Annotated in this window: 25 protein-coding genes; 14 read left to right on the top strand and 11 right to left on the bottom strand. The window is 41.0% G+C overall.

The genetic code is table 11. The features are described 5' to 3' along the window. Positions 1 to 38 precede the first annotated feature (38 nt). Positions 39 to 1,508, bottom strand: coding sequence for a glucose-6-phosphate dehydrogenase (gene zwf, locus ACWM35_RS05485; RefSeq protein WP_454817090.1), 1,470 nt, complete (start codon positions 1,506 to 1,508; stop codon positions 39 to 41). Between the two features lie 205 nt (positions 1,509 to 1,713). On the opposite strand from zwf, the gene rnz reads away from it, so the two are divergent. Next, positions 1,714 to 2,637: a ribonuclease Z gene (rnz, locus tag ACWM35_RS05480; RefSeq protein WP_454816244.1), complete on the top strand. Its 924-nt coding sequence runs from the start codon at positions 1,714 to 1,716 to the stop codon at positions 2,635 to 2,637. 68 nt (positions 2,638 to 2,705) lie between these two features. Here rnz and namA read toward each other — a convergent pair whose 3' ends face one another. From namA to proC, 3 genes are all read right to left on the bottom strand, one after another. Continuing rightward, positions 2,706 to 3,725: an NADPH dehydrogenase NamA gene (gene namA / locus ACWM35_RS05475; protein WP_454816242.1), complete on the bottom strand. Its 1,020-nt coding sequence runs from the start codon at positions 3,723 to 3,725 to the stop codon at positions 2,706 to 2,708. Between the two features lie 79 nt (positions 3,726 to 3,804). Then, positions 3,805 to 4,944, bottom strand: coding sequence for a glycosyltransferase (locus tag ACWM35_RS05470; RefSeq protein ID WP_454816240.1), 1,140 nt, complete (start codon positions 4,942 to 4,944; stop codon positions 3,805 to 3,807). A gap of 49 nt (positions 4,945 to 4,993) precedes the next feature. Then, a complete protein-coding gene (proC, locus tag ACWM35_RS05465; protein ID WP_454816238.1) occupies positions 4,994 to 5,839 on the bottom strand; it encodes a pyrroline-5-carboxylate reductase in 846 nt (281 codons plus the stop codon). A gap of 465 nt (positions 5,840 to 6,304) precedes the next feature. On the opposite strand from proC, the gene ACWM35_RS05460 reads away from it, so the two are divergent. Both ACWM35_RS05460 and ACWM35_RS05455 read left to right on the top strand, forming a co-directional pair. Continuing rightward, positions 6,305 to 7,264 carry an MBL fold metallo-hydrolase gene (locus tag ACWM35_RS05460; RefSeq protein ID WP_454816236.1) on the top strand — a complete coding sequence of 320 codons (960 nt, stop codon included), beginning with the start codon at positions 6,305 to 6,307 and terminating at the stop codon, positions 7,262 to 7,264. A 9-nt stretch (positions 7,265 to 7,273) separates the two neighbouring features. Then, a complete protein-coding gene (locus tag ACWM35_RS05455; protein ID WP_454816234.1) occupies positions 7,274 to 8,071 on the top strand; it encodes an SDR family NAD(P)-dependent oxidoreductase in 798 nt (265 codons plus the stop codon). Positions 8,072 to 8,134: 63 nt separating this feature from the next. On the opposite strand, the gene ACWM35_RS05450 is transcribed toward ACWM35_RS05455, so the two are convergent. Beyond that, complete coding sequence (locus ACWM35_RS05450) at positions 8,135 to 8,329, bottom strand: YqzH family protein (RefSeq protein WP_454816232.1); 195 nt, start codon at positions 8,327 to 8,329, stop codon at positions 8,135 to 8,137. 167 nt (positions 8,330 to 8,496) lie between these two features. Here ACWM35_RS05450 and ACWM35_RS05445 point away from each other — a divergent pair, with 167 nt between their 5' ends. Both ACWM35_RS05445 and ACWM35_RS05440 read left to right on the top strand, forming a co-directional pair. Further along, complete coding sequence (locus ACWM35_RS05445) at positions 8,497 to 9,756, top strand: Y-family DNA polymerase (RefSeq protein ID WP_454816231.1); 1,260 nt, start codon at positions 8,497 to 8,499, stop codon at positions 9,754 to 9,756. A 79-nt stretch (positions 9,757 to 9,835) separates the two neighbouring features. Next, a complete protein-coding gene (locus ACWM35_RS05440) occupies positions 9,836 to 10,171 on the top strand; it encodes a YolD-like family protein (RefSeq protein ID WP_454816229.1) in 336 nt (111 codons plus the stop codon). A 44-nt stretch (positions 10,172 to 10,215) separates the two neighbouring features. Here ACWM35_RS05440 and ACWM35_RS05435 read toward each other — a convergent pair whose 3' ends face one another. Next, on the bottom strand, positions 10,216 to 10,416 hold the full coding sequence (locus ACWM35_RS05435) for a CDGSH iron-sulfur domain-containing protein (RefSeq protein ID WP_454816227.1): 201 nt from the start codon (positions 10,414 to 10,416) through the stop codon (positions 10,216 to 10,218). Positions 10,417 to 10,517: 101 nt separating this feature from the next. Between ACWM35_RS05435 and ACWM35_RS05430 the strand changes: the two genes are divergently transcribed. Further along, a complete protein-coding gene (locus tag ACWM35_RS05430) occupies positions 10,518 to 10,844 on the top strand; it encodes an iron-sulfur cluster biosynthesis family protein (protein WP_454816226.1) in 327 nt (108 codons plus the stop codon). A 37-nt stretch (positions 10,845 to 10,881) separates the two neighbouring features. Here ACWM35_RS05430 and ACWM35_RS05425 read toward each other — a convergent pair whose 3' ends face one another. From ACWM35_RS05425 to ACWM35_RS05415, 3 genes are all read right to left on the bottom strand, one after another. Further along, positions 10,882 to 11,793: an alpha/beta hydrolase gene (locus tag ACWM35_RS05425; RefSeq protein WP_454816224.1), complete on the bottom strand. Its 912-nt coding sequence runs from the start codon at positions 11,791 to 11,793 to the stop codon at positions 10,882 to 10,884. Positions 11,794 to 11,931: 138 nt separating this feature from the next. Then, positions 11,932 to 12,072, bottom strand: a complete 141-nt coding sequence (locus ACWM35_RS05420; RefSeq protein ID WP_192649748.1) for a hypothetical protein — start codon at positions 12,070 to 12,072, stop codon at positions 11,932 to 11,934. Between the two features lie 73 nt (positions 12,073 to 12,145). Further along, the gene (locus ACWM35_RS05415; protein ID WP_454816222.1) at positions 12,146 to 13,042 is read right to left on the bottom strand and encodes a hydroxymethylglutaryl-CoA lyase; all 897 of its coding nucleotides are present in this window, start codon (positions 13,040 to 13,042) and stop codon (positions 12,146 to 12,148) included. 146 nt (positions 13,043 to 13,188) lie between these two features. On the opposite strand from ACWM35_RS05415, the gene ACWM35_RS05410 reads away from it, so the two are divergent. Beyond that, complete coding sequence (locus ACWM35_RS05410; protein WP_454816220.1) at positions 13,189 to 14,376, top strand: acetyl-CoA C-acetyltransferase; 1,188 nt, start codon at positions 13,189 to 13,191, stop codon at positions 14,374 to 14,376. 83 nt (positions 14,377 to 14,459) lie between these two features. After that, complete coding sequence (locus tag ACWM35_RS05405) at positions 14,460 to 14,714, top strand: YqkE family protein (RefSeq protein ID WP_454816218.1); 255 nt, start codon at positions 14,460 to 14,462, stop codon at positions 14,712 to 14,714. 22 nt (positions 14,715 to 14,736) lie between these two features. Here ACWM35_RS05405 and ACWM35_RS05400 read toward each other — a convergent pair whose 3' ends face one another. Together ACWM35_RS05400 and mciZ are read right to left on the bottom strand one after the other, a co-directional pair. Further along, the gene (locus ACWM35_RS05400; RefSeq protein ID WP_454816216.1) at positions 14,737 to 15,648 is read right to left on the bottom strand and encodes an aldo/keto reductase; all 912 of its coding nucleotides are present in this window, start codon (positions 15,646 to 15,648) and stop codon (positions 14,737 to 14,739) included. Between the two features lie 65 nt (positions 15,649 to 15,713). After that, positions 15,714 to 15,845, bottom strand: coding sequence for a Z-ring formation inhibitor MciZ (gene mciZ / locus ACWM35_RS05395; protein WP_454816214.1), 132 nt, complete (start codon positions 15,843 to 15,845; stop codon positions 15,714 to 15,716). A gap of 87 nt (positions 15,846 to 15,932) precedes the next feature. Here mciZ and ACWM35_RS05390 point away from each other — a divergent pair, with 87 nt between their 5' ends. The 6 genes from ACWM35_RS05390 (at position 15,933) to xerD (ending at position 20,540) form a co-directional block, all read left to right on the top strand. Continuing rightward, positions 15,933 to 16,487 (top strand): NUDIX hydrolase, encoded by a 555-nt coding sequence (locus ACWM35_RS05390; protein ID WP_454816212.1) that lies wholly within the window; start codon positions 15,933 to 15,935, stop codon positions 16,485 to 16,487. Further along, positions 16,484 to 17,647: an endonuclease Q family protein gene (locus ACWM35_RS05385; protein ID WP_454816210.1), complete on the top strand. Its 1,164-nt coding sequence runs from the start codon at positions 16,484 to 16,486 to the stop codon at positions 17,645 to 17,647. Before ACWM35_RS05390 ends, ACWM35_RS05385 begins: the two co-directional genes overlap by 4 nt. Positions 17,648 to 18,057: 410 nt before the next feature. Further along, positions 18,058 to 18,702 carry a stage II sporulation protein M gene (gene spoIIM / locus ACWM35_RS05380; RefSeq protein ID WP_454816209.1) on the top strand — a complete coding sequence of 215 codons (645 nt, stop codon included), beginning with the start codon at positions 18,058 to 18,060 and terminating at the stop codon, positions 18,700 to 18,702. Between the two features lie 111 nt (positions 18,703 to 18,813). Next, positions 18,814 to 19,278 (top strand): ferric iron uptake transcriptional regulator, encoded by a 465-nt coding sequence (gene fur / locus ACWM35_RS05375; RefSeq protein ID WP_454816207.1) that lies wholly within the window; start codon positions 18,814 to 18,816, stop codon positions 19,276 to 19,278. 133 nt (positions 19,279 to 19,411) lie between these two features. After that, the gene (locus tag ACWM35_RS05370) at positions 19,412 to 19,639 is read left to right on the top strand and encodes a YqzK family protein (protein WP_454816205.1); all 228 of its coding nucleotides are present in this window, start codon (positions 19,412 to 19,414) and stop codon (positions 19,637 to 19,639) included. A gap of 7 nt (positions 19,640 to 19,646) precedes the next feature. Next, positions 19,647 to 20,540: a site-specific tyrosine recombinase XerD gene (gene xerD, locus ACWM35_RS05365; RefSeq protein WP_454816203.1), complete on the top strand. Its 894-nt coding sequence runs from the start codon at positions 19,647 to 19,649 to the stop codon at positions 20,538 to 20,540. Positions 20,541 to 20,977 lie beyond the last annotated feature (437 nt).

The following is a 20,977-nucleotide window of genomic DNA, read 5'->3' as shown; positions in this document are numbered from 1 at the left end:
GAAAGAATCCAGAGTTATTTAATCTTCTTCTATTTTGTTTATTTACAAATATCTACATCTAAATGATCTACAGGCCACCAGAAGAAACCATCTTTTTTCAAGAGTTCGTCTGCAGCATCTGGTCCCATCGTTCCAGATGAATAGTTTGGAAAGTTAGTTGCCTTCGTTTTTTCCCAGACCTCAGAAATTTTATCAACAAAGGCCCATGAGTAGGCGACTTCGTCCCAGTGAGTGAAATTCGTCGCATCGCCCCGCATGCAATCGTAAAGCAGCTTTTCATAGCCTTCAGGTGTATTCATCGCATTGATTCCCGTATTGGCAAAGCTTAACTTGACCTCCTGGGCATCAAGATGTCCGCCTGCTTTTTTCGCGTTGAGATGGAGGGTAATCCCTTCTTCAGGCTGAATATGGATGACAAGCAGGTTTGGATTTAACATTTTTTCCGGTTGATAGTATAGATTCATCGGTATGTCTTTGAATTGGACAACGATTTTTGTAGATTTTGTTGCCATTCTTTTTCCGGTACGAATATAAAAAGGAACACCTGCCCAGCGGAAGTTATCAATCATGACCTTCCCAGCAACAAAGGTTTCGGTATTGGATTCCTTGTCTACCATTATTTCAGCACGGTATTCTGGAACCTGTTCATCTTCCACCATTCCTGCGCCGTATTGACCGCGGACAAAGTAGTCATTAACCTCATCACCTTCGATGGTTCGTAACGAGCGAAATACACGTACTTTTTCTGAGCGAACTTCGTCTGTTGTTAGGCGAATCGGCGGCTCCATCGCCAGCAGTGCGACCATTTGCATCATATGATTTTGAACCATGTCCCGTAAAGCTCCACTTGTTTCATAATAACGCCCGCGCTCTTCAACTCCAAGAACTTCACTTGAGGTAACTTGAATGTTAGAGATATAACGATTATTCCATAATGGTTCAAAAATGGCGTTTGCAAAACGAATAACTTCAATGTTTCGAACCATTTCTTTTCCTAAATAATGATCAATTCGATAGACTTCTTTTTCTGAAAATGCTGTTCGAATTTGTTTGTTTAATTCCTTTGCTGATGGCAAATCATGTCCAAATGGTTTTTCTATCACAAGTCGCTTGTACCCTTTTACATTTGTCAGACCATCAGATTTTAAGTGTAAGGCAATTGGTCCGAAAAATTCAGGCGCCATTGCCAGATAAAATATCCGATTGCCCTCTAATTCATATTTCTCATCAATTTGGTTGGCTAAGTCTTTCAATAAAGCGTAAGAGCCGGAATCTGCAACATCATGTGGTTGATAGTAGAAATGTGAAATGAATTCATCGATGTTCTCTTTTTTCCCTAAAGCAGTTATAACAGAATCTTTAACGGATTGTTGGAATTCATCGTTAGAAATTTGTCGTCTCGCTACACCAATAACTGCAAATTTATACAATTTCCCCCTTTGAAATAATCTGTAAAGGGATGGAAACAGCTTCCTCACAGCTAAATCTCCAGTTGCACCAAATATCATAATTAATGACGTCATATTTCCAGATTGTTTCACGTTCAATACCTCTCCTTATATGTATTCAATTTAGATTTAGCAAAAACGGGATAAAGCATGTATGAAAAAACATTCTTAATCGATGATAGACAACCAGTGAGCAATCTTGCAAGTGATATGCTATATTATTTGTATCTTTTTATTTGGAACGGGTTTGGGAAGGAGTTTTATAATGGACATTTTTTTCTTAGGTACCGGTGCTGGAATCCCAGCAAAGCTGCGTAATGTTACCTCGATTGCCCTGAAATTGCTGGAAGAACGCGGTTCAATTTGGTTGTTCGATGCCGGTGAAGCAACCCAGCATCAAATTTTACATACATCGATAAAGCCACGGAGAATTGAGAAAATCTTTATTACCCATTTGCATGGTGATCATATTTATGGCCTGCCTGGTCTTTTGGCGAGCCGCTCTTTCCAAGGTGGAGAGTCAGAGGTGACGGTTTATGGTCCTAAAGGGATCAAGGAGTATATTGAAATCAGTCTGTCTGTCAGTCAAACCTATCTTAAATATCCATTGAAAATGGTGGAAGTCTCGGAAGGTGTTATTTTTGAGGATGAACAATTTAGTGTAGAGGCAAGACTTTTAGAGCACGGTATACCTTCCTTCGGATATCGAATTGTTGAGAAGGACAGGCCTGGGACGTTATTAGCTGATAAGCTCATCGAAGCGGGGGTTCAACCAGGTCCGATTTTTCGAAAAATAAAAAATGGGGAAAGAGTTACGCTTGCAGATGGGAGAGTTATTGATCCAAAGGATTTTCTTGGTCCTGTACAAAGGGGGAGAGTCATTACTGTTCTTGGGGATACAAGGTATTGCGAAAATGCCATTGCTTTAGCGGTTGATGCAGACCTCTTAATCCACGAAGCGACCTTTTCAAAAGGGGAAGAAAAGCTTGCCTTTGATTATTTTCACTCCACGACTCACCAGGCTGCGGAGGTGGCCAATCGGGCTAGCTGTAAGCAATTGTGTTTAACCCATATTAGTTCCCGTTATGATCGAAGTGCCTGGCGGGAATTAGTATCAGAAGCACAGGAGATTTTTCCGAATACGGACATTGCCGAAGATTTTAAAGAAATCAATATTCCTATGAAGTAAAAAGACGGCCCTTAAAGCCGTCTTTTGTCTTAATCTAGCTCCAGCGCCTAGGGCTGGAGCTTTTGGTTTTAAATCCATCCGCGTTCGTATTGCTTTGGTGTTTCGACCTCTACACCAAGCTCTTTTGCAGCCGTACGCGGCCAGTAAGGGTCTCTTAATAATGCACGAGCTAAAAACACTAAATCAGCGCGTTCATTTTGGAGGATTTCTTCCGCTTGAATTCCAGTTGTAATTAATCCAACCGCCCCAGTAGCCATGTCTGCACCATTTTTAATCGTTTCAGAATATTTTACTTGATAGCCAGGATAAACGTTAATTTTAGCTGGAACAACGGCTCCAGAGCTGACATCGATTAAGTCAACACCTTGGGCTTTCATCCACTGACTGAATGTTAGATAATCTTCCGGCGTTAAACCTTGTTCATGATAATCATGAGCAGAAACTCTAACAAAAAGGGGACCGTCCCAAACGGATTTAACAGCTGTAATGACTTCGCTTAGGAAGCGGTAACGGTTTTCTGAGGAGCCTCCATATTCATCCGATCTTTTATTTGAAAGGGGTGATAGGAACTCATTAATTAAATAGCCGTGTGCCCCATGAATCTCAATGATGTCAAAGCCAGCTTTGGCTGCTCGTTCTGCCCCCTTCTTGAATGCCTCAACGGTTTCAGAAATATCAGCTTTGGTCATTTCTTTAGGTGTTTTCATTTTTTCATTAAAGGCTAAAGCTGACGGGGCGATGATGTCGCCTTCTAGTACGGCTTTTCTGCCAGCGTGGGCAAGCTGAATACCTGTTTTGGCACCATGTTCCTTCATCAGGCCGACAAGCTCTTGTAACCCGTTAATATGGTCATCGCTCCATATGCCTAAATCCTGAGGCGATATCCTCCCTTGTGGAGCTACTGCGGTTGCTTCGACAATGATCAATCCCACTTGACCAACGGCTCTGCTTGTATAATGGGTGCGATGCCAATTTTGGATATGACCATCTTCATTATGACTCGAATACATGCACATCGGTGCCATAACAATTCGATTTTTTAACGTAACATTTTTTATTGTAAAGGGCATAAACAATTTTGCGTTCATGATTTATGTCGCTCCTATTCAATGAATTTTCCTAACATTTAGTATAACAAATGGATAATTATTAGGAAAAAGTATGTGCTCAGTCTTTTTCTCTTAGTTCACTCAATTTGTAGGTTGTACCTCTCCATACGATTCCACCGCGTTTAAAGGTGAGGAAGCTTGCTCGGATAATCGAGTAGATAAAGAGTAAGGCGGTAATTGGTAACACAAGGAACATGGCAGGGGAGAATAAAGTCATTTTTTTAATCACTAGAATGTAATGGATGCCGCTTAGGAAAATATTCCCTAAGCTTAACAAGACGACTGTTTTGTTCTCTGAAAAAACAGCCATAAACGGAAGGACGTTTGTAATAAATACACCCAAAATCGCAAAAATAACCATACTTATACGGTAATGCAGGCCAGCAAATGTATTTTTCTCTAAGCCGACAAAGGCTTCCTTTAAACTACCATACCACTCGACCTCGATGAGTCTTAGTGCAGTGACAATTCGCTGATGATAACCAGCTCTTTTCATTTTCATTCCCAGCTGAAGATCGTCATCTGGCCTCATTTTTACTTTTTCATGAGTACCAAACGCTTCGTAAGCTTGTTTCGAAACGAGGTTAAACGCCCCAATTCCCGTCCCGATTTTCGAGTTTGGATTATTTGCTGCCCAGGGGCGCTTAAAATAAGAAAATCCAAAAAGGAAAAAGGCGACAAATGTTTTTAGCCAAAACTTCTGAGCACTCAAATTTGGTGCCGCCGTTAAATGATCAAGCCGATGTCTTTCAAAATACTGCAATGCTTTTGCGAATGCTTCTTTTTCAAAATGAACATCGGCATCGGTAAATAATAGCCATTTACCTGACGCTTGCTGTGAACCCGAATACAAGGCATAGTTTTTTCCAAGCCAGCCGTCAGGCAGTGCTTCGATATGAAGGACGGATATCCGCGAATCTTGCTGCATCAGTTCATCCATGATCTTCCCTGTAGCATCTGTTGAGCGGTCATTTACAAGGATCCACTCCACATTTTGATAACTTTGTCTAAGCTGGCTTAAAATACTAACCATTATTTGTTTTTCCTCATTTCGTGCAGCGACAATGACTGATAGCCGTGGACCATTCTCCATGCTAGATTCTTCTTCTAAAGAGTCTATTTTTCTCAGGCCGATTAATCCATCCAAAAGGAAAACGGTCCAGACCAAAATGCCGATGCCAAATAAAACCGTTAGCATGTTTACACTTCCCAGCTCTTTTCTTTAGTTTAAATCAAGACTTTTAAAATCATGCGGTCGGTTCGGTGACTTCAAGCTGTAAACGTAAGGAAGTTCCCATTTTTTTCGATTGAGCCGTTGCTGCTTTTATACAGGAAATAAAGGCTTGTTGGACTTTGTGTTCTTCAAGGACCTTGACCCCAGCCTCTGTTGTCCCCCCAGGGCTCGTCACATCACGGCGGAGCTGCTCAGAGGTTTTAGAAGAGTTTTTCACCATTTCAGCTGCCCCGATTAATGTTTGAACGATCAATTCGCTGGCCATTTCTTTATCAAGTCCAACCTCGACAGCACTTTTTTCCATTGCTTCAATTAGATAATAAATATAGGCGGGTCCGCTTCCAGATAGACCTGTTACCGCATCAAGCTGCTCTTCTTCAACAAAAGTAGTCAAGCCAACCGTTCCAAAAAGCCGTTTCATGATGTCGATTTGTTGAGGAGAGACCCGTTCATTCACGGCAACAGCTGTTGCGGATTTGCCTACTGCTGCTGAGGTATTTGGCATGGCACGAACAATTGGGAGTGGTAAACGGGCTAGTGTTTCGATCGTACTCATAGAGACACCTGCCATAACGGACACGACTAACATTTGCTCGATTAAATGCTTGTGAATGGCTTGGATCCCCGTCGCGGCATCCTTAGGCTTCATCGCTAAGATGACAATGTCAGCCCCGTTAAATAGTTCGGTTTGATTATAGGTCGTCTGGACCCCATAATTTCTTCCGAGATTTAGTAGTCTTTCTTGATTAGAGTTATTTGTAACCCAAATGTTTTGTTTATCGATTAAACCATTTTCTAATATTCCGGAAATAAGTGCTTCAGCCATTGATCCAGCGCCGACAATCGCAACCTTTTTCATCAATTAACCTCCTTTTAATAAAAAAAGACCTTTCATCCTGTAAAGGACGAAAGGTCTCGCTTCCGTGGTACCACCTTCATTTACCCCATGAAAAATACTGAGGTTCACTCTGCTCCGATAACGCCGGATTTACGTTAGGTTTTCCTAAGTGCTCATAAGGTAGGTTCAATGATTAAGAGGGCTGTGAAGGCTTTCAGCCGGTGGTCTTCACTCTCTTTTGCCATTTTTCATTTACTGGCCTCAGTCATCGCGTTTTTCTTCGAATCAAATTTTAATAGTGATTATGCAAGATAAACTGCTTGTCTGTCAAGTAAATTATTTACTGAATTTTAAATTTATTCAAAATAAGTTATGTAAAAATAATGACATTCACCAAAAAAATCGCTACACTGTATTCTATATAGAATTGTCGGAAAATGTTCACATCCTATTTTTTATTTAAAAATAATGTTGGGAGTTTTTTAAATGGCAGAGTGGAAAAATGGAATAGCGAAAATAACGTTGCCAACTCCTTTTCCGGTTGGAGATGTTAATGTTTATTTAATTAAAGGTGAACGACTAACGCTTGTCGATGCAGGGGTAAAAACGGAAGAGTCTTGGAATTTGCTGACTGAGCAATTGGCTGATTTAAATTTAAGTCCAAATGATATCGAGCAGGTGATTCTTACCCATCATCATCCCGATCATGTCGGCATGATCGACTTCTTTTCTGAGTCAGTTGAGATCTATGGTCATCCGCTGAACGAGCGCTGGCTCAAGCTATCGGATGAATTCTTTCAAGATCAGGTTGATTTTTTCCACGAGCTTTTTCTTGAGTTTGGTTTACCGAAAGAATTCATTCCGCAAATTTCGAAGTTTAGAAAACCACTGAAGCATTCCTATAAACGATCTTTGACTGGTCATCTTGTTGAAGGAATGAATCCCCTGGGTCTAAGTGAATGGCAGGTGATTGAGACCCCTGGTCATGCTCAGAGCCAAATTGCTCTATTTCGTGAAAAAGATGGGATTCTGATTGGCGGAGATGTAATTCTTGCCCATATTTCACCTAATCCATTGCTCGAGCCCCCAGCACCAGGAGAAAAAGAAAGACCGAAACCACAGCTGCAGCATAACGCATCAATGAAGAAATTGCTTACTTACCCGATTCAGATGGTGTATACGGGGCATGGGGATGAAGTATTTGAACTAAAAGAGTTGGTTGAAAAAAGATTGGTACACCAGCACGAACGGGCAATGAAGGTCAATAATTGGCTTAAAGAAGAGGAGATGACGGTTTTTGAAATTTGTAAACGGCTTTTTCCAACCGTTTATCAGCGCGAACTAATGCTAACGATTTCAGAGACGGTTGGTCAGCTTGACTATTTGGCCTCTATCGGCGAGATTATAAGTAAGGATCAGCAGCCTGTCCTTTATCAAGCCAGATGAGGTGTAAATATGGTTAGGGAACAATTAAAGGGAAAAAATATCGTCATTACCGGCGCATCCGGAGGAATTGGCGCGGAAATTGCTAAGCTTTGCGCTGCAAGCGGGGCCAACCTGGTCCTGCTTGCCCGCAGTGTCGATAAGCTCGAACAGCTGCAAACAGAGCTTCAGCAAAAACATCAAGTAAAAGTGGACGTATTTCAGCTTGATGTATCGGATACGGAAAAAGTAAAAGCTGTGTTTACTGATATTTTTGCTAAGATCGGTGATGTTGATATTCTTGTTAATAATGCGGGCTTTGGGGTTTTTCGGGAAGCCCATCAAGCAAGTTTCGATGAAATAAAAGGGATGTTCGAGGTCAATGTCGTTGGCCTTATGGCATGTACGAGTATGGTGTTGCCGAAAATGCGCGAACGGCGTTTTGGACATATTATTAATATTGCTTCCCAAGCAGGGAAAATTGCCACGCCTAAATCGAGTGTTTATTCTGCGACCAAGCATGCTGTGCTAGGCTACACGAATGCTTTAAGGATGGAAGTTTCGGATTATAGTGTGCTGGTTACCTCTGTAAATCCTGGTCCGATTGCAACAAACTTTTTTACCATCGCTGATGAAAAGGGTACATATGTAAAAAATGTCCAGAGATTTATGCTTCAGCCAGAATATGTTGCCCAGAAGGTTGTCGACAGCATGCTGACAAAAACACGGGAAATCAATCTGCCGCGTTGGATGAACATGGGCAGTATTGTCTATGTCCTGTTTCCCCGATTATTCGAACGAATCGGCAAAAAAGCCTTTAATAAAAAGTAAAAAACCGCGACCTGCGGCTTTTTTTCTGCCCGAAAAGGCGATTGATTTCTCCTACCTAAAGTTTTATCCTGTTAAAAACTCGTACACTGTATCATTAATAACCTCATACAAATCAGCAGCCGGCTGTTCCGCTTTAAGTGTGATAATCCGGTCTGCAAGTTCCTCTAAGTCTTCACTGCTCATTGGTAATGATTCTACTTCAGAATAATACTGTTTAAAGCAGTTTTTCACCATTTTAATAATCAATTTTTTCTCCATTCAACTTGCACCTCATCACCCATTATACGCTTTTTTCCTTTCCTAAAAAAACGAGAACCGTGAACAATGTCAAAAATTTTCCATTGAATGCGAACGCATATTCGCTTAAGATATGAATATACTGATAAAGAACGTGTGTTCGATAACTTTGATATGGAGGAAAGAGCATGGTTGATTACAGCACGTTACCTCATAATCAAATTTTATGTGTAGATATGAAGAGCTTTTATGCAAGCTGTTCGGCGGTTATGGAGGGCCTTGATCCCTTAACCTGCTACCTGGCAGTCGCTGGTAATAAAGAGCGAAGCGGCAGCGTTGTTCTCGCTGCTTCGCCGCTGTTGAAGAAAGAATTTGGCATCAAAACCGGTTCACGTTTGTTTGAGATTCCTGATGATTCACGGATTAGAGTGGTGGAGCCGAAAATGGCTACCTATTTACGTATTTCCACAGAAATTAGCCGTGTGTTTAATCGTTATGTGCCAAAAGAAGCGATTCACACGTATAGTGTCGATGAAAGTTTTATTAAAGTCGATGGGGCCGTCCATTTATGGGGAGATGCCAAAACAATTGCTCAAAAAATCAAGGATGATATCGAGCGCGAATTTCAGCTCCCCTGTGCCGTTGGAATTGGACCCAACATGCTTATGTCAAAGCTTTGTCTGGACCTTGATGCTAAGAAGGATGGAATTGCCGAATGGACATATGAGGATGTGCCGACAAAACTTTGGAATGTCTCACCACTTCGAGAAATGTGGGGGATCGGCAGGCGTGTGGAAAAAACGCTAAATGGAATGGGGATTTTCACTGTTGGCCAGCTGGCTCGCTATGATTTAGAAAAGCTGGAAAAGAAGTTTGGAATCATGGGGAACCAACTCTATCATCACGCCTGGGGAGTTGATCTCTCAGATTTAGGAGCGCCAATTGTGGCTGGGCAGATCAGTTTTGGAAAAAGCCAGATTCTTTTAAGAGATTATAAAGATGAAGAAGAAATTAAGCATGTAATTTTAGAAATGTGTGAGGAGGTTGCCCGTCGAGCAAGATCACGTCGGAAGGCAGGCAGGACGATTAGTCTTGGAATTGGCTATAGCCAGGATGAACTCGGCGGCGGCTTTCTCCGTTCAAGGACGATTATGCAGCCAACCAATGTGACGATGGAATTGTACCGGGTTTGTCTTGAATTATTTCATGAGCATTATACCGGAAAGACGGTAAGGCAAATTGAGATTAGAATCGGAAATATTGTTGATGACTACGAGATGCAGCTTGACCTGTTTGACACGGGTGCTTATAAGCGGCGGGAGCTGGGCTATGTGGTCGATTCGATCCGGCGGCGCTTTGGATCAGGTTCCCTATTACGGGCTGTCTCCTATACGGCAGCAGGAACGGCCAAACATCGGGCAACATTAGTCGGCGGGCATAAAAGATAATAAGAAAAGCGGAAGCGCCTTGTCCAGGGGCTTATGACCCCTAGGCGCTGGAGCTGGACAAGAAAAGGGGGCAGAGCGCATGATTCGCGATCGTGGCAGAATCAAATGGACATCAATGATGCTTCCTGAGCATGTTAAAATGCTTAGAGATTGGGTAAAGGAAGATCAATACGAACAGAAAAAAGAAATGGATGAACAGCAATTAGAAATGATGAATGAGACCTTATCAGAAGCAATCGAATTTGATCAGTTCGTGACGATTACCCATTATCGACATCAACATTATGAAATTGTGATTGGTAAAATCCATTACTGGAATGAACTCGGACAAAAGCTTCATGTCATAGACCGTTTCGAAGAAGTTCATCGTATCCCGATAATTGATATTATCGATATCCGGCTGACGGATGCATGAAAAGAGCGGCACCATACCGGAAAGCCGCTCTTAAACATCTAATCTTATTTAGAAACGCGAACCTGGGATTCAAATTTCCCTTTATGGGAGCCATCACAGAATGGTTTGTTGTTTGACAATCCGCAGCGGCAAAGAGAAAAGCTTGGCTTCGTTTGATAAACATTACCTTCGCCATCAAGTAATTCAACATCACCAGAAATTCTTAATGATCCATTATCGTTTACTTTTATTTGAACTTTAGACATAAAACTGTCCCCCTTTTTTTAATAATGCAGTGAGCTAAAAACTAGCATCAATCATGTCATATGATACAATACATGATATGCCAAAAAAGGGGGTTATAAACATGGAGATTAAGATGACACCAGCGGCAGCAGAGAAAATTAATGAGAGAACCGAGGGGAAAAAAGGTTTCTTAAAACTAAAATATGACACAGAAGGCTGCGGATGTGCAGTAAGCGGAGTAATTGCCTTGTGGTTTGTACCAGACGTGGATGAGGACGATGTGAGAATTGAGACAAATAGTCAGCCGGTTTATATTGAAAAAGCAAAAACGGTTTTCTTTGATGACCAAATGACGATTGATTTTTCCCGTGAGGCTAATTCCTTTCAATTAAAAAGTCCAGGACAAATTTTGAATGGGCGCATGAGCATGATTATAAAAACAGACTGATCCAAATGGACAGTCTGTTTTCTTATGAAAAATGCTTCTAGCTGCGCTCTACATAAGTTAATAAAAACTTATCAATCATTCTTTCATACTCTTCTGGATTTTCATTATAGGATTGGGCGTGCCTGCCTTTAGCCGCTAGATACAACATCTTCGGACCTTGTTTTTGCTCATAAAGTTCCTGTGTCATGGCTGGTAAGATAAAATCATCATGTTCACTATGAATAAACAGAATCGGATGATGAATATTTTTAATTACTGAAATAGGTGAAACATGGCGGATCGAATATTTGTCGCGAAAACGCAGAATTAAATCTGCTATCGGAATTAACAGGGAAGGGATTACCTTGAAATCTTTCTTTAATTGATAGGAAACTTGTTCCTTTAAATCAGAAAACGGGCAGTCGGCAATATAAAAATCTGCTCCATCTTCAAGCATTCCTGCATACAGAAGCATGGTTGCAGCCCCCATTGATTCCCCATGGATTCCAAGTAACAGACTGGACCCTTTCTCTTTTTTCAGCCAAGCTATGACTGCCTTTAAATCAAACTTTTCATAGTGACCGAAGCTTGTCGTTTTTCCGCCAGACTCACCGTGGCGCCGGTGGTCATAAATAATCGCGTTGAAACCTCGCTTTAAGAAAAGGTTCATATATTTAATCGAATTGATTTTCGTTTCTGTTACACCGTGAGAAATGATGATATAGCGGTTGGACTGATGTGGCTCCACCAGTAAGGCTTTAATGGGGTAGCCGAATGGAGATTGGATGGTAACCTCCCGCTTTGGAAGTAATTTGAATTGTTCAGGATCGAATCTGCCTGCTTCTTTTTCCCGCTTAAGAATAAAGAGTTCATCCTTCTTTTTCATATACATAAGTCGATTGGTAAAATAAATACCTAACGAAAATGTAAATAAAAAGGAAAGAAACAGTACCCGCAAAGCTCTTCTCATCCATTCACCTCCCGAGGTATCTATTGTATAGAATATGTCAGATTCTATTTTCGTCGACTACCATTCACAAGGTTGTCGTTATTCCTAATTTTACCATGAAAAAGCCGCTAACTCCAATTAGCGGCTCTCGTGTCATTCTTATTGTTCGGCATTCTGACGTTTGGTCGGATGCAAAGCTTTTTCAAGTTCTTCAGCAGCGATCATCCGTTTTCCTGTTCCGGCGGATTCTGCATAATCCTTCCCTTTTTGGCTGTATCCTTTATCCCTTTTTTGGCTCATGAGCATTCAAACTCCCTTCAAGGTGGTTTCTTTAATAAGATGCTTATCAAGGAGTTTGATTATTCATCATGGTTTAAGCATGAAGCTTGTAATAGCCGCTTTCAATGGATCTCGATAAATGGGGACGGACAATTTCGATTGCATCCACAAGCTTGCTAAGGTCAACACCAGTAGAAATCCCCATTCTTTCAAGCATATAAACGACATCTTCCGTCGCAGCATTCCCGGAAGCACCCGGAGCAAACGGACAGCCGCCTAGACCGCCGGCAGAGGTATCAAAGCGGTCAACCCCAGCCTGTAGTGAAGCTAAAATATTGGCTAGAGCGAGCTTGCGGGTATCATGAAAATGAGCCGTTATTAGTATCTTAGGAAATTCCAACTTCAACTTTGAAAACAAAGAGTAGGCTTCATTTGGTGCTGCCATCCCAATCGTGTCGGCAACACTTAACTCATCAACACCAGCTTCAACAAATTCTCGGCACAACTGTATCGTGTCCTTCTCATTTATTTTTCCTTCGTAAGGACAATAGAACGCAGTCGAAATGCAAGCGCGAACAAAATAGTGCTTTTCCTTTAATTCCGTAATAATCGGTTTCAGTTCCTTCATACTATCCGCAGTCGTTTTATTAATATTTTTCTGATTAAAGGTATTACTGACACCGACAAAAACAGCGACCGCTTTACAATTGGTGGAATAAACCCGGTCCACGCCTTTACGGTTTGGTGCAAGGACAATGTCCTGGGCATCTGGCTTAAGACAATCGAGAACAATTTCAGCCGCATCCGCCATTTGCGGCACCCATTTTGGTGAGACAAAAGAAGTTAGTTCCATTTCCTTTAGTCCGGCATTTCTTAATCCTGTAATAAACGCCTTTTTAATCTCAGTCGGTACAAATTGCTTTTCATTTTGCAGCCCATCACGCGGACCCACTTCAACAATCGTTACATCTTTAGGTAAATTAAGCATCATCTTCCCCCTTGTGCCTTCATACTTTCATTGTAGAGGTGTCGATTTCGAAAAAGCAAGAATAGATTAAATTTTGACAAAATAAGAGGAATTTTGATGTCTGTGAGAGAAATAGTAGAAGTGAAAAAGCTTGAAAGGGAGAGAACATAATGAACCGAGCTGAAGTCGTAATCGTTAGTGCAGTTAGAACGGCACTTGGAAATTTTAATGGAAGTTTAAAAAATACATCGGCACCAGAATTAGGGGCGACTGTTATCAAAGGGGCACTCGAACAAGCAGGAGTAAAGCCTGAACAAGTTGACGAGGTTATTTTAGGGAATGTTTTACAGGCTGGTCTTGGGCAAAATCCTGCAAGACAAGCAGCGATAAAAGCGGGACTTCCTGAAAGCGTTTCCTCAATGACGATAAATAAATTATGTGGATCTGGACTTAAAGCTGTTCACCTCGCCACGCAAGCAATTATTGCTGGAGATGCGGAAATTGTCGTCGCCGGGGGAATGGAGAATATGAGTCAGGCACCGTTTCTTTTGAAAAATGCCCGCGATGGTTTTAAAATGGGTGACCAGAAATTAATCGACAGCTTATTGGAGGATGGCCTCCATTGTGCATTCAATAACTATCATATGGGAATGACAGCTGAAAATCTTTGTGAGAAATATGGGCTAACTCGAGAAGAACAAGATACATTTGCAGCTTGGAGCCAAGAGAAAGCCGTTCAAGCCATTGAAGCAGGAAAATTTAAGGATGAAATCGTACCTGTCATCATTCCGCAGCGAAAAGGAGACCCCCTTGTATTCGATACGGATGAATATCCAAAGAAAGGAACAACGGCTGAAAAACTTTCTGGATTACGACCGGCATTCAAGAAGGATGGTAGTGTAACAGCAGGTAATTCATCCGGTATTAACGATGGGGCAGCTGCTGTTGTAGTAATGAGCAAAAAGAAAGCAGATGAACTTGGGTTAAAACCATTGGTCACGATCAAGGCCAATGCCAGTGCCGGAGTAGATCCAAGCATTATGGGAATCGGACCTGTACCGGCGGTAAAAAAAGTTCTTGAAAAAGCAGCTGTTTCTTTGGAAGAGATTGAATTAATTGAAGCAAATGAGGCCTTTGCCGCTCAATCGCTAGCAGTAGATAGAGAACTTCATTTTAATAAAGAAATTTTGAATGTGAATGGTGGTGCTATCGCTCTTGGGCATCCGATTGGGGCAAGTGGAGCAAGAGTTTTAGTCACGCTCATCCACGAAATGAAGCGAAGAAAGGCAAAAACTGGCCTGGCTACACTCTGTATTGGCGGTGGCCAAGGAGTCGCAACAGTAGTGGAATTGGCATAATGAAAAAGCGGGCTAAGTAGAACTAGCCTGCTTTTTCATTATGATATAATACAAATTGAAAACTTGATTTAGAGGTGTCCCAAATGAAAAAGAAATCGAAACAAAACTATCAATCTAAACCCAAAAAGGACGATTCAGCGTTAACGCTTAAGGATATGATTAATCCGGATTTAATGAAGCAATTAAAGGAACAGCAAGAACAGCTTAAGGCAGAAGCAGACCGCCGGAAAGAAGCGGAAGAGCAAAGAAAGAGGGAAGAGCGCCGCTTAAAAGAGAAAAACAAATCATTCGAAGAGTTATTAAACGAGAGCGGGATGAATTGGAAGGAATTTAAATAGGGGAGCCGAATGGGCTCTCCTATTATCGATGATCTTGATAAATGTTTGCTTTTGATAGTTTCTGTATAACAGAAATTTCTTTTGCTGTCAGTCTGTTACTTTTAACAGCACGGGCATTATTTCGGATTTGTTCTGGACTGCTCGCACCAGCAACAACAGAGGCAACAGCCGGATTTGCTAGATTATACTGAAGAGCGACTTCCATAAATGACCGATCGGATGCTAGTTTCTCCTGTAGCATAGGTAAAACATCAAGTAATTCCTGCCGGCTATAGTCTTGATACCCCTTTTCAGCAATCTTCTCTAGCATTTTGTCACTTAAAAGCCCTTTTGCAAGAGGGCCACGGGTGACAACGCCGATTCCGTGTTCCTGAAGCAGCGGTATTGCCTCTTCTTCCGGCCGACGATCTAAAATACTATATTGCATCATCACTGACACAATACTAGACTTCTTTACATACTCACGAATGACATTAGGACGAATCGACGAGATACCATAATAGCGGATAATTCCTTCTGCTTTCAATTCCTCAAAAGCTTCAATTGTTTCCTCAATCGGATCATCAATCGTACCACCATGAAGTTGATAAAGATCGATGTAATCGGTGCCGAGCCGATTAAGACTTTGTTTAACAGCTTCCTTTATGTATGCTTTCGAAGGATCCCAAGACCAGCCGCTTTGCTCTGAGTTCCAGCGATTACCGACCTTTGTGGCAATTACCACCTTTTGACGCACTTCTTTTAGGGCTCGCCCAACTAGTTTTTCATTTTTACCAAAATCGTATAAATCCGCTGTGTCAAAATAATTAATCCCTTCATCCAATGCCGTTTCAATGAGCACTCTAGCGGATTTCTCCTCTGTTCCAATTGACATACAGCCTAACCCTAGTTCGGTTACGAATAAATCTGAGCTTCCGAGTTTTCTTTTTTTCAAATAAATCACCCCATTCTTTCTATCATTTTAAAAGAAGAACGGGGAAAACTACAAACGGTTGGCCTTTATTTTTTAGCGACATTTTTTACCCAATCCGAAACGGTTTCATATTCTTTATTGTATTCCTTAAGTTTTTGTAGAATCTCCCAGCCTTTTCCAGTAAGGATAATTCCTTTCTCATGGACGTACACCTTCATACATACCCCTCCATACATACCCCTCCATTTTAAGTATGGTAAAATGTATGAGGATCACATATCGGGTTAGAACAAGGAGTGAAACAAATGAGCAATCTTGAAGAAAAAACGATACATAGTGAAGAACTTTTTTCAGGGAAAGTGATTAGTCTCCATTTACAAGATGTTGAACTGCCAAATGGAAAGCAGTCGAAACGAGAAATAATAAAGCATCCTGGTGCCGTAGCCGTATTGGCCATCACCGATGACAATAAAATCGTCATGGTTGAGCAATATCGTAAAGCACTGGAACGAACCATTGTTGAAATACCAGCTGGCAAGCTTGAGAAGGGTGAAGAACCGGCTCTTTGTGCGCGTCGGGAATTAGAGGAAGAGACTGGGTATGAATGTGAAAGCCTTGAATTGTTACTTTCTTTTTATACTTCCCCGGGCTTTGCTGATGAAATCGTTCATCTGTATGTCGCCAAAGGTTTAACAAAAAAGGAAAATGCAGCAGCACTTGATGAAGATGAGTTTGTAAACCTTGAAGAATTAACATTGGCTGAAGCCATTCAATATGTGAAGGAACAAAAAATTTATGATGCCAAAACGGCCTACGCAGTTCAATATTTACAATTACAAGAGGCGTTAGGGAAAAAATGAAACGCTTCTATGTAGATTTACATATTCATATCGGCAGAACGTGGACGGGAAAACCGGTAAAAATCACTGGTGCAAAATCCTTAACGTTTACAAATATTATTGAGCATGCGCGGCATGAAAAAGGGCTGAACATGGTCGGGATCATTGATAGTCATTCACCAGAAGTCATTCTTGAAATGGAGAGTCTCGTGTCGAGCGGAGAAATTTCCGAGCATCCAGATGGAGGATTGACTTTTGGTGATTTGACGGTTATTCCAGGATCAGAATTAGAGATTTACGATGAACAATGTGGCGGGCCAATTCATGTGCTCTGCTATTTTCCTACGATTCCAATTATGAGAGAATTCTCTTATTGGCTGTCCGGTAATTTAAAAAATGTTCAATTAAGTTCACAGCGGATCTATGCATCCGGGCTGGCATTGCAGGCAAAGGTGAAGGAGTTAGGTGGAATCTTTATTCCTGCTCATGTGTTCACCCCTTTTAAAAGTCTATATGGTAAAGGTGTGAAAGCTTCGTTAACAGAAGTCTTTGACCCAGCAATGATTGATGGTATCGAGCTGGGATTGAGCTCAAATACGATGATGGCGGATCAGATAAAAGAATTACATGATTATACTTTTGTGACAAATTCAGACGCCCATTCTTTAGCAAAAATTGCCCGTGAATATCAAGTTGTTGCAATGGAAGAGCCAACATTTAAAGAATTAGGTAAAGCATTAAGACAGGAGGATGGCAGGCATATTATCGCCAACTATGGACTTGATCCATTATTGGGCAAATATCATAAAACGGTTTGCGCAGAATGTTTGCATCCTTCAGCGGATGTGGAGCAAATTTGTCTTCAATGTGGTAATAAAAAAATCATTAAAGGTGTAGCTGACCGCATTCTTGAACTGAAAACAGCGGAGGAGAGTCCAGAGGGACGCCCGCCTTATGTTCATCAAGTGCCGCTTGAATTCATCCCAGGTTTAGGGCCGAAGCTGCTTGAAAAGCTAGTAAATCATTTTGGCTCAGAAATGGCGATTTTACATGAAGTGCCTGATGAAGCATTAAAGGAGGTTGTTCCAGCAAAAATTGCTGATCTCATCATGAAAGCAAGGATGGGAAAAGTCAATCTAGCCGCTGGTGGCGGTGGAAAATACGGGAAAATCGCAGAGTAACTTCAAAAACCTGGCATCAGATTGGCTGCCAGGTTTTTTCTTTGTAAGATAAAGAAAGCAAAATTTCGACTTTGAGAATTGTCCAGCTCCAGCGCCTAGGGGCTCGGGTCATAAGCTTGTCTAGTTCCGGCTCCTTGGGACTCGAGTCGTAAGCCGCCCACTGAATGAAGGCAAAAAGCGCCTTCTTTCAGTGGGCGTCTTACGCCTGCGTCCCAGGGCAGTCGCCTCCACTTTTCGGTCAATCCGTCAAGAAGGTTAAAAAGCAACCTTCTCGCCGGCTCGTCTTATGCCTGTCGCCCCTGAACAAGGCGCTTGCGCTTTTCTGATAATCTACTAATTTATGGTCATAGAAATACTAGACAAGCATAGAATGTATTAACTTGACCAGATAGAAGTAGGAGGATTCGCAAATGAAGAAACGATTGTACCCTAACGATGCCGCCAGTTATTTACGTGAACATTCCTCGATTTTTTTATTTATTGTTATTCTATTTTTGATGGGTGTCATCTTTGGCGCCATTGTCGTTAATAGTATGAGCATTACTCAGAAGCAAGATTTATTCTATTATTTGTCACAATTCTTTGGGCAAATTTTAAATGAGAAAACAGCAGGTAGCAGTGACCTATTTTTGCAGAGTTTTCTTCATAACAGTAAATTCATTGGGTTGATTTGGATTCTCGGAATTTCTATCATTGGCCTTCCAGTCATCCTCATTGTCCTATTTATTAAAGGAATGGTCGTTGGCTTTACGGTTGGATTTCTTGTAAGTCAAATGGGCTGGAAAGGGTTTTTGCTGGCCATTGTCTCAATTTTACCGCAAAATTTGATTATCATTCCCATTTTCATCTTAATGGCAGCCATTTCCGTTATATTCTCATTAAGAATGATTAAAATTCAGTTTTTTAAAAAATACGGTCAGCCAATTTTGCCATTGTTTAAGGGTTACATTTTTACCTTTATTGCAGCCGTCATCTTTATTTCTGCTGCATCAGGGATTGAGGCATATGTTTCACCTTGGCTGATGAAAACGATGATGGGATCGCTTAATCTATAATAATTATTATATGAAAATAAATATCAAATCTTGTTTATAATAATTTTATTTTTAATCTCTTTTGTCATCTGTTATAATGAAAATTAGCAGTGGCGAGGGAGGGATTTCGGGATGGAAACGAGAATCGAGAGAATAAAGAAACAGTTGCATTCATCAAGCTACAAGCTGACGCCTCAACGGGAAGCTACCGTTAGGGTATTGTTAGAACATGAAGAGGATCATTTAAGCGCAGAAGATGTATACCTCCTCGTTAAAGAGAAATCGCCGGAGATTGGTTTAGCAACTGTATATCGAACTCTGGAATTGCTAACTGAATTAAAAATTGTTGATAAAATTAATTTTGGTGATGGTGTTTCACGCTATGACCTTCGTCAAGAAGGGGCAGCACATTTTCATCATCATCTTGTTTGTATTGAATGCGGGGCAGTCGATGAAATTCAAGAGGATTTACTTGAAGATGTTGAAGCTGTGGTAGAACGAAGATGGAACTTTAAAATAAAAGACCATCGGTTAACCTTCCACGGAATCTGCTATCGCTGTCATGATAAGGAAGATACAGAAGAACAAGCTGAATAATAGATAAAGTCCTTTTACACAAAAAAAGGGCTTTTTTCTTTTGGAAAAACTCCGACTATACAGATGTTTCAGGTATAAAACTTGGACAAATTGGCATATCTTTTACTATTAACATCTGTTTGGGGGAAGTAGTATGCTTTCTTTTATCAAAATTGTCATGCAAACCTTAAAGGTTTTTATCATATTCACTGGATGCACGATTCTCTTTTACTATGGTATTATGTGGGTAAATGAAGAGTATCAAAATTATCATCGCTATGATGCACCGGAAGGAACTGCCTTGAAGGTATCGACTTCCTCAAAAGAAGAGAACCCGCTCTGGCTGGATCGGCTGATATTGTTTTACTTAAATGGGGAGTAATTAACCAATGGAAGATTATTTGAAAAATTTTATGGATTTTATGCTCGTTGAAAAAGGATTAGCCCAAAATACCGTGTTGTCGTATGAACGCGATTTAAAAAGCTATATCCACTATTTGCGAAACGTGGAAACAATCGAAACATTCAATGACGTTCAACGATTTCAGATCGTTCATTTTCTAAGTTTTTTAAAAGAGCAAGGAAAATCAGCAAAAACACTCGCACGACATGTGGCATCTGTTCGTGCCTTTCATCAATTCTTATTAAGGGAAAAGGCTGTGGAACAAGATCCAACCGTCCTTATTGAAACACCCAAATCAGAAAGATCAATTCCAAAAGTTTTAAGTATGCAGGAAGTTGAGAAGCTATTAGACGCTCCTAACCAGGAAGGTCATTTCGGGCTAAGAGATAAGGCGATGCTGGAGCTCCTTTATGCAACAGGTATTCGTGTCAGCGAACTTATTAATATTGATGTCGATCATGTCCATTTAACAATGGGCTTTGTTCGAGTCATCGGAAAAGGAAATAAAGAGCGAATTATCCCTGTGGGAAGAACAGCATCAGAAGCAATAAAAAACTATATTGACCATGGAAGAGCAGATTTTATTACAAAAAAAAATAGGGATGATGCATTATTCCTGAACCATCAGGGGAAAAGATTAACTCGACAGGGATTTTGGAAAATTTTAAAGAAGTTGACTGCAGAGGCAGGAATTGCTGTTGAACTCACGCCGCATACGCTTCGCCACTCTTTTGCCGCACATCTTGTAGAAAACGGGGCTGACCTAAAAGCTGTCCAGGAAATGTTAGGTCATGCGGATATCTCGACAACACAAATCTATACACAAGTAACCAAAACGAGGTTAAAGGATGTTTATAGTAAATTTCATCCTCGAGCTTAATAGAATTATAGTTTAGTGTAATATAAAAAAAGGAATCTTAACTTAGAAAACTGTATAGTTCCAGCGCCTAGGGGCTCGGGTCATAAGCTTGTCTAGTTTCGGCTCCTTGGGACTCGAGTCGTAAGTCACCCCATGAAAAAGGCAAAAAGCGCCTTTTTGCACGGTGCGTCTTACGCCTTCGTCCCATAACAGTCGCCTCCACATTTCGTACAATCCGTCAAGAAGGTCAAAGAACGACCTTTTCGCCGGCTCGTCTTATGCCTGTCTCCCCTGGACAAGGCGCTTCCGCTTTAAAATTCAAAAAGCTGTCATATATATGACAGTTTTTTTCTTGTATTTCTTCAAACATATAGTAAAATAAGGAGGTCAGACTTCTGACATTAACGAAATATTTCATATCATATTCTCCATTCATACAGGGAAACATATCCAATGTG

The organism is Neobacillus sp. K501, assembly GCF_053749995.1.
The sequence above is the reverse complement of the archived record's forward strand: the minus strand, read 5'-3'. Positions and strand labels throughout refer to the sequence as shown.